Source organism: Treponema sp. R80B11-R83G3, from assembly GCF_054786115.1.
Window position 1 is genome coordinate 45,263 of the sequence record NZ_BDHF01000608.1, and the last position, 15,637, is coordinate 60,899.

At 43.6% G+C, this 15,637-nt stretch carries 16 protein-coding genes; 4 read left to right on the forward strand and 12 right to left on the reverse strand.

Translation table 11 applies throughout. The annotated features are described in order from the left end of the window. Window positions 1-70: 70 nt before the first annotated feature. The 3 genes from ACYVRH_RS15835 (at window position 71) to ACYVRH_RS15845 (ending at window position 6,196) form a co-directional block, all read left to right on the forward strand. Window positions 71-1,924: a family 43 glycosylhydrolase gene (locus ACYVRH_RS15835; protein ID WP_461257809.1), complete on the forward strand. Its 1,854-nt coding sequence runs from the start codon at window positions 71-73 to the stop codon at window positions 1,922-1,924. 202 nt (window positions 1,925-2,126) lie between these two features. Beyond that, entirely contained in the window at window positions 2,127-4,217 is a 2,091-nt protein-coding gene (locus tag ACYVRH_RS15840; RefSeq protein ID WP_461257810.1) for a glutamine synthetase III family protein, read from the forward strand. A gap of 266 nt (window positions 4,218-4,483) precedes the next feature. Continuing rightward, window positions 4,484-6,196, forward strand: a complete 1,713-nt coding sequence (locus tag ACYVRH_RS15845; protein WP_461257811.1) for an ammonium transporter — start codon at window positions 4,484-4,486, stop codon at window positions 6,194-6,196. Window positions 6,197-6,288: 92 nt separating this feature from the next. Here ACYVRH_RS15845 and ACYVRH_RS15850 read toward each other — a convergent pair whose 3' ends face one another. Continuing rightward, entirely contained in the window at window positions 6,289-6,900 is a 612-nt protein-coding gene (locus ACYVRH_RS15850; RefSeq protein ID WP_461257812.1) for a master DNA invertase Mpi family serine-type recombinase, read from the reverse strand. Window positions 6,901-7,065: 165 nt separating this feature from the next. Between ACYVRH_RS15850 and ACYVRH_RS15855 the strand changes: the two genes are divergently transcribed. Beyond that, window positions 7,066-7,611 carry a hypothetical protein gene (locus tag ACYVRH_RS15855; RefSeq protein ID WP_461257813.1) on the forward strand — a complete coding sequence of 182 codons (546 nt, stop codon included), beginning with the start codon at window positions 7,066-7,068 and terminating at the stop codon, window positions 7,609-7,611. 201 nt (window positions 7,612-7,812) lie between these two features. Here ACYVRH_RS15855 and ACYVRH_RS15860 read toward each other — a convergent pair whose 3' ends face one another. From ACYVRH_RS15860 to ACYVRH_RS15910, 11 genes are all read right to left on the reverse strand, one after another. Next, a complete protein-coding gene (locus ACYVRH_RS15860; RefSeq protein WP_461257814.1) occupies window positions 7,813-7,962 on the reverse strand; it encodes a hypothetical protein in 150 nt (49 codons plus the stop codon). Window positions 7,963-8,430: 468 nt separating this feature from the next. Further along, window positions 8,431-8,697 carry a type II toxin-antitoxin system YafQ family toxin gene (locus tag ACYVRH_RS15865; RefSeq protein WP_461257815.1) on the reverse strand — a complete coding sequence of 89 codons (267 nt, stop codon included), beginning with the start codon at window positions 8,695-8,697 and terminating at the stop codon, window positions 8,431-8,433. A 3-nt stretch (window positions 8,698-8,700) separates the two neighbouring features. Beyond that, a complete protein-coding gene (locus ACYVRH_RS15870) occupies window positions 8,701-8,919 on the reverse strand; it encodes a hypothetical protein (protein WP_461257816.1) in 219 nt (72 codons plus the stop codon). 626 nt (window positions 8,920-9,545) lie between these two features. Beyond that, the gene (locus ACYVRH_RS15875) at window positions 9,546-9,950 is read right to left on the reverse strand and encodes a hypothetical protein (RefSeq protein ID WP_461257817.1); all 405 of its coding nucleotides are present in this window, start codon (window positions 9,948-9,950) and stop codon (window positions 9,546-9,548) included. A 22-nt stretch (window positions 9,951-9,972) separates the two neighbouring features. Next, entirely contained in the window at window positions 9,973-10,860 is an 888-nt protein-coding gene (locus ACYVRH_RS15880) for a radical SAM protein (RefSeq protein ID WP_461257818.1), read from the reverse strand. Continuing rightward, the gene (locus ACYVRH_RS15885; RefSeq protein ID WP_461257819.1) at window positions 10,857-11,366 is read right to left on the reverse strand and encodes a hypothetical protein; all 510 of its coding nucleotides are present in this window, start codon (window positions 11,364-11,366) and stop codon (window positions 10,857-10,859) included. The genes ACYVRH_RS15880 and ACYVRH_RS15885 overlap by 4 nt, the downstream gene beginning before the upstream one ends. 218 nt (window positions 11,367-11,584) lie before the next feature. Next, complete coding sequence (locus ACYVRH_RS15890) at window positions 11,585-13,528, reverse strand: InlB B-repeat-containing protein (protein ID WP_461257820.1); 1,944 nt, start codon at window positions 13,526-13,528, stop codon at window positions 11,585-11,587. Between the two features lie 11 nt (window positions 13,529-13,539). Further along, on the reverse strand, window positions 13,540-14,415 hold the full coding sequence (locus ACYVRH_RS15895) for a CsgG/HfaB family protein (RefSeq protein WP_461257821.1): 876 nt from the start codon (window positions 14,413-14,415) through the stop codon (window positions 13,540-13,542). 158 nt (window positions 14,416-14,573) lie between these two features. After that, entirely contained in the window at window positions 14,574-14,888 is a 315-nt protein-coding gene (locus tag ACYVRH_RS15900) for a hypothetical protein (protein WP_461257822.1), read from the reverse strand. 44 nt (window positions 14,889-14,932) lie between these two features. Next, complete coding sequence (locus tag ACYVRH_RS15905) at window positions 14,933-15,112, reverse strand: hypothetical protein (protein WP_461257823.1); 180 nt, start codon at window positions 15,110-15,112, stop codon at window positions 14,933-14,935. A 170-nt stretch (window positions 15,113-15,282) separates the two neighbouring features. Further along, window positions 15,283-15,633, reverse strand: coding sequence for a hypothetical protein (locus ACYVRH_RS15910; protein ID WP_461257824.1), 351 nt, complete (start codon window positions 15,631-15,633; stop codon window positions 15,283-15,285). Window positions 15,634-15,637: the final 4 nt, after the last annotated feature.

Sequence of the window (15,637 nt, forward strand, 5' to 3'; positions counted from 1 at the left end):
GCAAAGCAACCTGCTTGCAGATGGACATAAATAAAATAATCACCGGTATAACCGGTGGAAGGAGTTAAGTATGAAAACAAAAGAAAAATCCGCAGTATGCAGTATGGCAGTTGTTTTACTGTTTGCGGTTGTTTTAGTTTTATTGCCGGGATGCGGTAAAGAGGAAGAGACTCCGCAAGTCACGGTAACTTTTAATCTTGGATATGAAGGGGCGCAGAACACGCCGGGACCTATTACTATCGCCAAGAACGGAACATTGGGCAATAACTTGCCGGCTCCGACACGCAGCGGTTATGAATTTGCCGGCTGGTTCTCTTCCAACAAGGATGAATACAAAGCGCAAACCCCTATAGCCGATAACATCACCCTTACCGCCGAGTGGGCAACTCTGCCTCCTGAGGAAGCATCCCTGTTTGACGACGTGACCCTTGCTACGCCTTACAAAGGTTACAATGACGGCAATCCCGTATTTACCCAGAACTTTGGCGCTGATCCTTTTGCCCTTGTGTATGATAACAAAGTCTATATCTACATGACAGGCGACACCCCCGTACCAAATGAAAGCGGGGTAATTCCGCAAAATACTTATGACAATATAAACATTCTCCGCGTAGTGTCGTCATACGATATGGTTAACTGGACAGAATATCCGGCAATAAAGGCTGCCGGTACTCAGGGCGCGGCAACATGGGCGGTTCGGTCATGGGCGCCGGCTGCGTCATACCGGAATAATGATGGCACGGATCAGTTTTTTCTGTATTTTGCCAACGGCAGCACCGGCATAGGCGTATTAACGTCAAGTTTCCCAACCGGGCCGTTTACCGATCCGATAAGAAGAGCTCTTATTAACAGTTCAACGCCCAACTGCAGTGATGTTGTATGGCTCTTTGATCCTGCCGTCTTTATTGACGATGACGGAACAGGCTATATTTACTTTGGCGGCGGCACGCCTTCGGGCGGCACAGAAGGGATATACCCCAACGCAAATTCAAAACACCCCATGCCGGGCACCATCAGGGCCGCAAAACTTGGCGCGGACATGACCAGTCTGAACGGCAATCCTGTAACCATCCCCGCCCCGTTCTCTTTTGAAGATAACGGATGCTTCAAACTGAACAATACCTACTATTACACATATTGTACAAACCGAGGGGTAGACGGTTACGCCAGCGCAGCGGCTGCTTCCGAACCTTCTCACGCTGATGCGGTGAAAATTGGCAAAGGGATGAGCATTGCCTATATGACCAGCGACAAACCGCTGGAAGGTTTTACACTGCGGAACAGGATACTGACCAACCCCGGCGAAATGTTCAACATCAGGGGCGGAAACAATCATCACGCGATATTTAAATTCAAGGGAAAATATTATATTACCTATCATTCACGGCTGCTGGCGAACGCGATGGGGCTTGACGATGAGGGAAAAGCGTCAGCTAACGGCGAAGGTTACCGTATTACCCACGTAGACGAGGTTACCATAACAGGCGACGGTACCATTCAGGAAGTACAAGGCACAAGAAGAGGTCCGGCGCAAGTTGGCCGCTTTAACCCGTATGACATGACCAGCGCGGCGACCATAGGCACACAGGCGGGAATAAGCACCACGCCCGTTTCAGCTAATGGCATACGAATGAAGGTAACAAGCATTAATTCAGGCGACTGGATCGCCCTGCGCGGCGTGGATTTTGGCACAGGGGCAAAAAAGTTTAACTGCAGCGTAGTCCCGCCCGCTTCAGGAAAAGGGGTAATCCAGATTAAGCAGGACGGGCTTGAGGGGCCGGCAATCGGTTATGTCATTGTCGAATCCGGACAAACAAGTATAACGATAGATCTGCTGCGAACCGTTTACGGCATACATGATCTGGTTTTTGTTTTCTACGGCGAAGGCTACGATTTTGACCAATGGAAGTTCTTAAAACAATAGTAATCTTGGTTTTATCGTTTGTGCTTTTAATGAGAAAATTTTTCATAAAAACACTTGACAAAAATACTACTTTTTAATAGTATTTTCCCAAGATAAACAAAGGCGTTTATCGGTAACTGGTTTTTTCCATTTTACCGGTGAGCGCTTTTTTTTATAAGCAAATCACCTATAACAGGAATCTATTTTTTTGGAGGAAATTAAGATGAAAGACATTCCAAGTCTATTTGGCAGCATGGTTTTTAACGAAACTGTCATGAGGGACAGGCTTCCTAAGGATGTTTTTAAGGCATTGAAAAAAACAATGTCAAAAGGCACGCATTTGGAGCTTGATATTGCCAATGTTGTCGCCAATGCGATGAAAAACTGGGCAGTCGAAAACGGCGCGACCCATTTTACGCACTGGTTCCAGCCCATGACCGGCACTACGGCGGAAAAGCACGACAGTTTTATCTCACCAACCGAAGACGGAAAAATCATCATGGAATTTTCGGGGAAAGAACTTGTCCGCGGCGAGCCGGATGCTTCCAGCTTCCCTTCGGGCGGTATACGCGCAACATTTGAAGCTAGGGGCTATACCGTTTGGGACGTAACTTCTTTTGCATTTATCAAAGACGGGACTTTGTGCATCCCAACGGCGTTTTGTTCGTATTCGGGCGAAGCGCTTGATAAAAAGACTCCCCTGTTACGTTCAATGGAAGCAATCAGCAAACAGGCAATCCGCGTGCTTAAACTTTTCGGCGACACAACGGCGCAGCGCGTTCTTACAACGGTCGGTCCCGAACAGGAATATTTCCTTATCGACAAAGAAATGTACCTTAAACGCCCCGATCTTATCTACACGGGCAGAACCCTGTTCGGCGCAAAACCGCCAAAAGGTCAGGAACTTGAGGATCATTATTTTGGCACTATCAAACCCCGTGTGTCCGCTTTTATGAAGGAGCTTGACGAAGAACTCTGGAAACTTGGCGTATGCGCGAAAACAAAGCACAACGAAGTCGCTCCCGCCCAGCACGAGCTTGCGCCGATCTTCACAACGACAAATATCGCGACAGACCACAACCAGTTGACAATGGAACTGATGAAAAGCATCGCGGACAGGCATGGCCTTGTTTGTCTGCTTCACGAAAAACCGTTTGCCGGAGTTAACGGAAGCGGCAAGCACAACAACTGGTCAATCAGTACTGACACAGGCATAAACCTGCTTGAGCCGGGCGATACGCCGAATGATAACGCGCAGTTCCTTTTGTTTTTGGTAGCGGTTATTAAGGCGGTGGACGAGTATCAGGATGTACTAAGAGTTTCTGTCGCGAGCGCGGGAAACGATCACAGGCTCGGTGCAAACGAGGCGCCTCCCGCTATCGTGTCCATGTTCCTCGGCGAAGAATTAACTGAAATTATCGAAGCTATTGAATCAGGCAAGGGTTATAAAAACAGAGAAAAACTCGACATGGAAATCGGCGTATCCGTCTTGCCGCATTTCCCAAAAGACACGACAGACCGTAACCGCACGTCTCCATTTGCGTTTACCGGCAACAAGTTCGAGTTCCGTATGGTTGGCTCGGCATTCTCCATCGGCGGACCGAATATCGTATTAAACACAATTGTTGCCGAGACTTTAAGCCAGTTTGCTGACTCACTTGAGAAGTCGAAAAACTTTAAGGGAGACCTTGCGGCGTTGGTCAAGAAAACAATCAGCGAACACAAGCGGATCGTTTTTAACGGCAATAACTATGCGGAAGATTGGGTAGTTGAGGCGCAGAAACGCGGATTATCCAACCTGAAAACCACGGTTGAAGCGCTTCCTGCATTTATTTCCAAAAAGAGCATAGAGTTATTTACCAAGCACCATGTCTTTACCGATGTGGAAATTCACTCGCGGTATGAAATACTTATGGAAGCATATTGCAAAACTATCCATATTGAGGCGCTTGCTATGGTGGACATGGTCAAGGGAGATATTTTCCCCGCCAGCGTAAATTACCAAAACGATTTATTAAAGCTTCTTCAGAAAAAGAAAGCGTTGGGTTATTATGATTCTTCGCTGGAGGAAAATTTGATAACTAATATTTCAAAACTGTCCGCCAGTCTGCTTAACAAATTAACTACGCTTGAAAAAGCGCTTTTGGAGACCAAAGAAGAACGCAATATTGCGGATCAGGCAAGTTTCTACCGCGATAAAGTTTTTGCTGCAATGGTGGAACTCAGGATTGACGTTGACGGGCTTGAAACGCTTGTTGCGAAAAAGTATTGGCCGTTCCCGAGTTACGGCGAGATTCTTTACAGTGTCGTCTGACCGCCATTAGGAGGGATTGATTTTTTATTGCACACAAAGGCGTGTAAGCGCCATTAAAACGTCGCTTACACACACGCTAAACGACATTAAAACGTCGTTTAACGTAGCGGTTTACGGGCGGTTTATGCGCATGGCGGCGCAACCGCCCTACATTCCGCCGTTGGCGGAACGTCGTAAACCGCCATTAGTGATTTAATTTTTATTTTTGCACACAAAGGCGTGTGTTTTTTAAAGCACATGCCTTAATTTTATTTTAGGAGGATTTTATGGAAGTGATTGAAGTGGTTGAGTCGTGGTTTGGGTCAGGGTTTTCGCCACTTGACACAATGTGGGTACTCATAGCGGCGGCCTTGGTATTCTTTATGCAGGCTGGTTTCGCTATGGTAGAAACAGGCTTTACGCGGGCAAAAAACGCCGGAAATATCGTCATGAAAAATTTGATGGATTTCAGTATCGGCACCCCAACTTACTGGCTGGTAGGGTTTGGGATCATGTTCGGAAGCGGTACATTTATTGGCGGTTTCGACCTTGGGGTAATGAAGGATTACTCCTTCCTGGGACTAACCTTTCCCTTACCCGCCTTTCTGATCTTTCAGACGGTGTTCTGCGCGACCGCAGCGACAATCGTATCAGGCGCGATGGCGGAAAGGACTAAGTTTTCAGCTTACTGTATTTACAGCTTCCTCATCAGCGCCGTGATTTATCCCATCTCTGGCCACTGGATATGGGGCAACGGATGGCTTGCGGAGCTAGGTTTTCATGACTTTGCCGGTTCTACAGCAGTACACATGGTCGGCGGTATAGCGTCCCTTGTCGGCGCGGCGATTGTCGGACCCCGTATCGGCAAGTATTCTGAAAAAGGCGAGTCGCGGGCGATTCCCGGACACAGCTTAACGCTTGGCGCGCTTGGCGTTTTTATTCTTTGGTTCTGCTGGTTCGGTTTTAACGGCGGCTCTACGGTCGCCATGACAAACCAAGATGATGTTGTGTCCGCCGGCAGTATTTTTGTTACAACAAACCTTGCAGCTGCAACTGCGGCGGTCTTTACCATGTTCATTACATGGATCCGCTACAAAAAACCTGATGTATCAATGACATTGAACGGCGCCCTTGCCGGTCTTGTGGCAATTACTGCGGGGTGTGACGCGGTATCTCCGTTCGGCGCATTCTGCATCGGCATCGTGGCGGCGTTTGTTATTGTATTCGGCATTGAGTTCGTTGACAAAGTATTAAAGGTTGACGATCCTGTTGGAGCAATCGGAGTACACGGTCTTGCGGGAGCGGCGGGAACAATTCTTACCGGCTTATTCGCGCTTGACGGCGGACTGTTTTACGGCGGCGGATGGGCGATGGTCGGAGTTCAGGTTCTCGGCGTTGTCGCGGTAGCGGCATGGGTAGGAATAACCATGTGCATCATCTTTACGATAATCAAGAAAACAATCGGACTGCGCGTTGCGCCAGCCGAAGAAATTGCCGGTATGGATATTACCGAACACAACATCGAAAGCAGCTATGCAGACTTCATGATTTCTACGGCAGTAGCAACTGATCCCGCATCCAAGGATGCTGAGGCAGTTCCCGCCAATGTGGCAATTCCTGTTGTAAACAATTCAAAGCCCGGCGCTAAGATGACAAAAATTACAATCATTACCAATCAGAACAAGCTTACAAGGCTTCACACCGCTCTTGACAGCATCGGCATTACAGGCCTTACGGTTACCAATGTTCTCGGTCATGGTATGCAAAAGGGACATACGGAATATTACCGCGGCGCTCCTGTAACAATAAAACTGCTTCCCAAAGTTCAAGTTGATATAATCGTATGCAAAATACCGCCGCAAACCGTCATTGACACCGTGAAAAAGGTATTGTATACAGGAAATGTGGGCGATGGCAAAATATTCGTTTCGGATATTGAAAATGTCGTTAAAGTCCGCACGGGAGAGCAAGGATACGACGCTTTACAGGATAATGAATAACCTGTAAACGTTATTGCTGACATTACATTAGTTAAAAGCGGCTGGGTTCCAGCCGCTTTTTTTACAAGCATAGGCTGTGTGTAAGCGCTATTTCACTGCCGCTTATACAACATCATTCTTTCTTTAAGGAAAGAGGCCACGGTCATTCTGTTTACGCCGTATATTCTGCCTATCGCGCTTTTTGAAAATTGATCGTCAAGAAGCGCTTTTATATCCTGTTCACGCCCTGAAAGTTTTACATAAGAAGATTTCCTGCCGCAAGGCCTGCCCAAAACTTTGCCTTCGGCGCGTTTGCGCGCAAGAGCTTCCTTTGTTCTTTGAGAGAGCAACTCACGTTCAATTTCAGCCGACAAGCCAAAGGCAAATGCCAAAACCTTTGATTGAATATTGTCACCTAACCTGTAATTGTCTTTTATTGTCCATATTCTTACTTCATTCATCATTAACTGGTTAAGTATCGACATGATCATAAAAAGATTTCTTCCAAGCCTTGATAATTCCGAACAAATAATTAAATCGCCGGATTTTACTTCTTCCAGAAGCGAACCCAAGCGTCGCTTGTCAAGCGTTTTACATCCGCTGATAGTTTCTTCAATCCATTCATCAATAATTAAATTATTTTTTTCACAAAATCGTTCAATCTCGAACCGTTGATTATCAACTGTTTGTTTGTCAGTGCTGACTCTAATATAGCCATATGTCATGCTATACCTCCAAAATTATTATGACCTGCCTAAAAAGGTCTTTTTACTTATCGTCTAAAAAGCGGTTCAAATAATACTTTTTTGATTTGTATGGAAAACAAGCGTGTTAAACTTTAATTTTTGTTTCAACAATAGCGATAAAAAAAATAAATGATACCATACGTTATGCCGATAATAAAATGGGGGTGTACCATTAAAAATTTGACAATTTTTATTTGCGCGTTGTTTATAACAACTGCATTGTATGCGCAGGAAGAAGAAGTAACCGTAAAAATCCATAACTTTGCATGGGGAACAAGCCTTGAAGCGTTTAAAGCAAAAATGGGTAATCCTGTCCATGTCGAAACGGCCAACGGTTTTCAATCATTAGTTTATAAAGATATATCTGTAGCGGGGTATCGCGCGTTTATGGTCGTGTATTTTTCCAAAAAGGGACTGGAAGGCGGAGCCTATTATTTTGACACCAATAATCCTGAAGAATTGATGAAGTGCTATACCGCCGTACAAGATGATCTTGTTACGCTATACGGCGATACTCCTCCTTCGGCGGGACGTTTGGAAAAATTACTCTCAGAAATGCGGGTTTATGAATCTTGCTGGGAATTACCAAGCGGATATATCCACTTAAAAGTCAACACGCGCAAGAGCGATCCCGTTACCCTTTGGATTTCGTTCCCAACGCTTACAAAAATGTTAGATGGCAATTCATAGGGAAAATTCTACCACGAACCACACGAACTACTACACGATGTATGCCCAAAGAATTTATTTAGTACAGTCAGGGCAGGCTGCGCATGGCAAAAACTCTGGGAGAACCCGCCTCCGAGCCTTTCCCTGACCACTTAAATGCGAAATCACGATAAATTTATAAATACTTAACTCATTTATTACTTTTTTCTTAATGAACAAAAATTACTCCTTTATCGCATTTAAGTGGTCAGGGACGTTTATTCTCTGAATTTTCTTTGTTTTATTCCAAAGTCTCTCCGGCGGAGAACCCACAGAAGATGTTTTTGCCATGCGCAGCCTGCCCTGACTGTACTCAAGGATTTTATTCGGCATACATCTTCTAGCGGTAATAGGCATTTTTCGAATATCGTTCTACTAAACGCATATTTGTAGTAAATATCTTCGCTCTCGCTTCGCTCTGGTTCGTGTGGTTCGTGGTTAAAAAAAAATAGTTATCTGCCCACCGCCCACACCACGCCGCCGCTAATTACTGCCGTTACCGGAATCGCTATTAGCGTAAAAGTTTTCCAACTACGCTGGATCGTTGTCTATTGAAGAAAAGTCCTGCGCATAGGCAGCCGGCGAGGAAAGCGAGAAGAAGAAAAAGTATAGGGCGAAAACGATTAAATATTTCATTCAAATTTAAATCTCCTTACGAAAGAGTTCACACCAAGGAATGATAAAAAGGAAATAAGGGAAATATGATATAACCTGAAGAAGAGGGAAGATAGCGAGCAATTTTTCCCCTTGCCCCTTATATTACTAAAGTAATGAAGGAGCAAATAAGGGGCGATTATGGCGTTAAAAAAGATCGGAATGTGTTCCAAGCCGGGAAAAAGTGACTTTATTTTCATCAGCTTCATAAAGCAGCAAAACATCATTTAGGGCGTGGCACTCGGTATATTTCGCAAGATTACCGGAAAGGTTATGTGGGCGGCAATGCTCCGGCAAGGGCATTTCAAAGATTATGTCAATCATCACATCATAAACGGCATCCATATCATAGCGGCGTTTTTGCGCCAGTTTCAGGTCTTTTTTAAATTGGTTGATAAAATAAAAGTCAAGCATTAGTTACAAGCCGAGGATTTCTTTCAGTTTTTCTTTTGCACCTGTTTTTGTTTCTCCCGGCTTAAAGTGGTTCCATTTAACCTTTTTTTTGCCACTCATAATATCGCTTGTTTCTTGCAGGGCCGCCATAGTTGCGGCATTGAAGGAATTTTCCCGAGGCTCAGCATAGTTACCGCCAGAGGGGGCCGATTTTGCTAAAACAGGCGTTTTTTGATTATCCATATTTTCAATATATTCATTTTAAGGGGAAAATACAAGCCCATTTTTTCTTTCTTTTCTTCTCTTTTCTTTTGCAAGGCAGGGTATCTGTTATTAAAGTGAAAAAGCCTTATCAAAAGACTGGGATACGCCTGAAGAGGATAAGGCATGGGCAAATGCTAGTGTTACATATTAAAAAGTACCACTGTGAATAACATTAATTTATTGTCAGTGGTAGAAAGATGTATGCCCAAGGAATTTATTCAGTACAGGCGGGCAGGCTGCGCACGCTGTAAAAACTTCGTAAGAGTCCGCCTACGAGCCTTTCGGCGACTAAACAGCGGTGGGTAGAAAGCTTTATCTATGGTACGTCGCCGAACATTTTTTCTCTGAATTTTCTTTGTTTTATCCCCAAGTCTCTCCGGCGGGGAACGCCCGAAAGATGTTTTTACATCGCGCGCAGCCTGCCCGCCTGTACTCAAGGATTTATTGGGCATACATCTTATGGCGCTAATTAGCATTTTATCACTTCGTGATCTTTGTCTCTTCGTGATCTTTGTGAGAAATATTATGGATAAATTCCAAATTGTTCGTGTGGTTCGTGGTTAAAAAAAAATAGTTATCTACTCACCGCCCAAACCACGCTGCCGCTAATTACCGCTGTTACCGGGATCGCTATTAGCGTAAAAGTCTGCCAAAACTTTGAGCTTTGCGCGTATCTCGCCGATAAGGCTGACTGCTTCTTGTAAGTTTCTGACATTGCGGTTAGTTGTTTCCGTAAGTCCGCCAGTAAGTTCTCTTGCTCTTTGATTGTGTTCTCGTAGTTGTTTATTAATTCCGCGCTCGCGTTCAAGTTCTTCTTCAAGTCTTCCAATAGTTTCTGCTGCTCTTGCGTGTTGGTTAGCGTATCGTTTATCAAGGATTCCAGTGTTTGCAAATCGTTGTCTATTGAAGAAAAGTCCTGCGCATAGGCAGCCTGCGAGGAAAGCGAGGAGAAGATACAGAATAGGGCGAAAACGACGAAATATTTTGAGAAAAAATTTATTTTCATTCAAAGTGCGCTCCTTATGTCATTCATCAGTATTTATCACGCTCCCAACCCCAATCTCTCATGGAATTTTTATATGAATCCCAATCCCTCCTTGTTTTTATTGTCGTAAAGTCAAATTCCTCAATGGGGCATAATTTTCTATATGAATGATCTGATGTACTATGCAAAACGCCATCTGGAAACAAAAAAGGATCGGGGGCATTTAGCCGACTTTCTTTTGAACTACGCCTAATAGTTAAATTATTTGAGTGTTTTTTATATATATCTATCATTTTTTCATCATATTGAGCTTCTTCTAAATCAAATTTTTCTTTGGGTTGATTAACTTGTCTTCCATTCCAGTAATATTCCTCAATCCGCCAAATTATATTTTTGTTAATGGCGCATAACTTACCGCCTAAATAATCAATTTCATGATAATTTTCTTTTGTAATTACAGTCGCTACTTCCAATCTGATATTTGTTTTATGAATCTCATGTAGAATCATCAATTGTGCGTCTCGTAATATTTTTGCATTTGTTTCATCAATACCAAATTCCTTGCTGATTTCTCTAATCGTTAAGCCACGAACAGATAAAAGAATGGTATCAATATAATTGCCAAGGATTTCCAGTTTTTCCACCGTCATATTTACGCCTGTCGTATTCAGGCATACATGAATATTGTTTTTATGTAAATATTTAATATATTCAAGCAATTCATCAGTTTTATCCCAAAACACCATAGGTTCGCCGCCGGTAAGCGTTAAGCGCACGGAGCCATTATATTTAATCAAAGAAGATATATTCTTTTTCCATATGTCTATATGCTCTTTCATATTTTCGCTTCCTGTAAGACCAGAATGACAAATTGGACACTTAAAATGGCATTTCCACGTAATGGCGTATGAAATGCTAATTGGCGGATATTTCATGGTTTATCATATTTTATTTCGTATCTAATTGATTCGCGCCAAATCCGTTCAAAATATTCGGAATAAAGTTTACCCCCCTTGGTCATTTCATTAGATTTTTCCTCTTTATCACCGTGATACAATTCAAATTCATAGGTTATGGAAGACTGATTTGATTGTACTCCCAAAATATACGGGCCAATAAAAATCATATTATCTACACGAAAATACAAGTCCTGCGGAGTACCTTCATAACGGCGAATTTTGATGTTATTTCGCTGGTTCTCAGGTAAATTTGCCCACCATTCTACCAGTTCTTTATTTTTATTTAAATGGCGAATTTCTTTTTCAGAGGGCAATAATATTCGCATCTCCATACCATGCGTTAGGCGATTTAACAATTCATTTTCTATATTTAGCCGCAATGAATGAAGACTGTCCTGTGTCATAATATCAATTTTCATTGCATATTTTTCTATGTAGCTGTTAACTTTTTCATTTTTATCACATCGATTTCTATATATCATTACCAGCCCCCATCTGATAAAAAAATACCCCTAACAGAAGTAAAATAATCTGACCAAAATAAAACAATCTTTTTCTTAAATCTTGATTATTCATAATACGCCTCCGTTATCCGCTTGCCGTATTATGGCAAATTTTCCAGCCCCATACAGGACTGTTTTTTTGTTTTTGTATGTTAACGCCGCTATTACCAACACTGTCGGCAATAGCGGCGTTTGTTTTACTGTTCCCAGCCTTCATCGGACAGGGTGTTAATTTCATCATAATAACCGAGGGTGGAATTGCGGCTTTTTAGTGTACCAGAATTACGGTAGACAGCATGACCTTGATTACTTGAGGTAATATTTGCATTATCCCCAGTTCCGCCATAAATAATTCCACTGATACTACTTCCTGAAGCAGCTCGCTTAATAAAACTTGAATCACTAGCTACAAATACGCCTCCACCAAGAGGTGCACCACCACCAATAGTTATATTTTTTGAGATTGTTCCTCCTTCCATTCTTCCTGTTGAACTACCTTCTATACACATACCAGCACCTGAACGAAAAGCCGAATTAATCTTGTTATCGCTAATTATTCCTCCTCTAATAGTAATACTGCCTTGGTTTCCAACATATATTCCTCCTCCTCTTAAAGCGTTGCTATAATAACTGGAAAGAATACCGTTTACATTCCCAGTGACTTCACAACCATCATTCATTTCCAAAATACCACCATTTACCCATACGCCACCGCCATAGTTCGAAGTATTTGTATTCAAAGTAATTTTTGAACCAGAATTAAGAATCATTTTACCCCCTTTCCCAACTTGAATGAGAGCGCAATTATTCGTACTCATCCCTTTGAGTACAATACTTTTTAATACCAGCGTAATATTGTTATCCACTGAAAAAAGATGCCCAACACTTTCAAGCTGAATTGATTTGACATCCGCTGAACTCGCGCTGCGGATAATAACGGTAATATTCCTGCCCATAGTAGCAACCGTTGTAGGCCCCATATAAACATTGCTACTCATGGCAATGTCATATACCGTCCCATCGCCAGCATTATTGGCTATATAAGCCAGTTTTTCTGCAACGGTATTGCCCGGTGGATTTTCACCTTGAGGAGGATCGGGCTGTATAACCCATTGCGCGTACAATGTAACATTCGCATTTACAGTATATGCCGCACCTTCCGCATAACTTGTACCTGAACCATTTACGTTGGTATTCCACCCTTCAAACGTTTTCCCCAAATAGCTCATGCTCTCCTGCCCCGGCAAATTTATTACCGTTCCCGGGTCTACACTCTGCGCTGTTGGCGCTGTACCGCTTGCCCCGTTAGCGTTAAATGTAACAGTAAATAAATCCTGCCACTTTGCGTAAAGCGTTATATTTCCCGTTACATTAAACGTCTGCCCCGCCGTATAATTTGTCCCTCCGCCGTTGATTTGGGAATTCCAGCCTATAAACTTTTTCCCCGTATAGGCCAAGCTTCCCTGATCCTGCACGATAACTTCCGTATTGGGATCAACCGTTTGCGGTTGCGGTACCACCCCGCTTCCCCCGTTGGCGTGATAAGTAACGGTATATTGAACCTCGCTTAGCCATTTGGCGTATAAAGTTACATCGGCGGTTACAGTGTATGTCGCCCCCGCAAGGTAGTTCGTCCCACCTCCCGTATCAAGCGTGTTCCAGCCGCTGAATATTTTGCCGCTTTTGCTGAGCGTACCCTGTCCGGGGATGGTAACGCTTATCCCCCTGTAGACCGTTTGCGGTTGCGGAACTGTCCCGCTTCCGCCGTTGGCGTGATAGGTAACGGTAAATTGCGGGGTATTTACGTCAAACCATTGGGCGTAAAAAACCATGTTTTTGGTAACCGTAACGGAAGCCCCGACGGCGTAAATTGTCCCGCTCCCGCTTGTGCTTTCACTCCAGCCTACAAATATATCCGTCCCCTTGCTTAAACCCCCTTTATCGGGAAGATTTATAACCGTGCCGGCGTTTACCGTTTGCGTTTCAGGCGGCGTTCCAGTCGCGCTGTTGGCGTTAAATGTTACGGTATGAGTGTCGGGCGGTTTTTCCCCGTGAAAAAGAGTCGCCATCAAATCACAACCTAAAAATGTTATACCTATAACCGTTATCAGAATAAAAAACCCTATCCGCCGTTTTGTCATTTTATGCCTCCTTAAAATTTGACTGAATACGCCAATTGAAAAGCCAAAGCGCCGTTATCTGAAACTGGAGTTTGAACAATTTTAAATCGCGCGTTGTCCATAACATCCGCTACACGCGGCGCGCGGTTGTAGATAAACGGCCTTACAAAACCGTAAACTAATGTTAATCCCGCTACCGCGACTCCCGCAGTCGCTGGAACGCCGACCATCGGATTGTCCCAGTCTAGCATTGTCGCCTCTACGACAAAAAGCCCAGCCGCGACCGCGTAACCCGCCGTAATAGTAATACCGCCGCCAATGTCGCCTTCAAGGTACGAGCCAAGGCCGAGCAAAATGTTTAACGCTCCTGTCCCTGTTTTTTCACCCGCCGTTTTTGGAGGACGGGCTATATTAAGCAATGACATTACAAGGTTGTCCTTAATTATATTTGTCCTATATTGCACTTCCACTTTCCCGCTTTCAACATTTAACACGCGGACTACGATACGGTATCCGGCGTCAATTTCCGTAAGCGAGCCGGATACTATAGACTGCGCCCCAAGCGTGCGCCCGATTGACTGCATTGACGCGTCGCTAACGTCTCCTGACATTTGGAAGTTTAATTCATTGCGCCGAAGATCAATTTCCTTTCTGTCAATAACTTCCAGCGCTCCTGAGTCAACCAGATAAGCGGTCAATTCATCAAGAACATAGGCGGAAAACTTATCGGTTGGCGAATTAAAATTGAGCAAAGCGATTTTAATTCCTTCCGAAAGCCTTCCGTCAATGCGTTCCGCCGCCACCATGAGCGCCGTATCTAACGGAACAGGCTTATTTGCCTGCCCGTAAACGGACAGCGCGGCAAGAAACAAAACAACGGCATAAAATCTTTTTACATTTCCGTACATCTTTTTTCTCCAAAAGTTATATTTGCGTTTATTGCCCGACGGCATTTATTAACAACCCCTATGGGAAGTTTTTACGAATTGTATATGCAACAGTACCTGACACCACTTTTCCCTAGTGTCGTTATGCGACATTTATACGCTATCAATGATGTCTATTGCTAATTGCTAATAGCTAACACTGGTAAAATGCTTATTACCGCTATAAGATGTATGCCTAATAAATCCTTTAGTACAGTCAGGGCAGGGCTGCGGATGGCAAAAACATCTTCTGTGGGTTCCCCGCCGTAGGAGACTTGGGAATAAAACAAAGAAAATTCAGAGAATAAACGTCCGCCGCCTAATAAAAAAAAGATTTCGAAGTATAACGCTAATATATGTTTATTAGGCGGCGGAAGGCTCCGTAGGCGGATTCTCCCAGAGTTTTTGCCATCCGCAGCCCTGCCCTGACTGTACTGAATAAATTCTTTGGGCATACATCGTGTAGTGTGGAGAGGAAAAGTTGACGTGATCGAATTGCTTAGGCAGCAGCTACCGGTGCCTTACTGTTGCATTTTGCATTGTATTCATCAATTGCCCTACAGATTTCTTCATCGTCTTCTTTGGTTAGTTTTTTGCTGACAACCTGTAGTTCATTGTTTCTCAGGACTTCCATAAACCAGTCAAAGTCTACTTCTTCTTTGGTATCTAACCATATCATAATTTTGCCTCCGTTTCAGGGAAATATTTATCCAGTAAGACTTGAGCGTCTTTTTCAAAAACAGCCATTCTTCGCTCGCTTATCAGAACTGCCCCAAGCGTCTTTTCGTAATGGGGGATTAGAGCGGTCTTAGGATCGAAAGCGATAACTCCATTAAAACCTAAATCTTTCTATAATTTACAGCCAAAAGCGGTCAAATTACCGCATACCCCAAGGTATTTCTTTTCTTTGCCGATGTTACACGGCGCACTTTCTATTAAATGCATAAAAATATGTTTTACACGTTTTTCAAGCGATACCATGCCGTGTATAGTTTGCGGTTCTTTCTCGGCAACAAGTTTATACACGTGCTTTTCAGGTTCGGAAAACTCCTGTTTCCAATTAAAAAGCCAGCCGTTTTTCTTGGTTACTTCCTCCAAATCGGCTTTTGTTACGGGCAAGACAAGAGTATTAAGAGTTTCGCCTGTTTCGGCGTTTTCTATTGATTCGGTTATTTTGTCTATTTCAAAGTCAAGCTCCATGTTT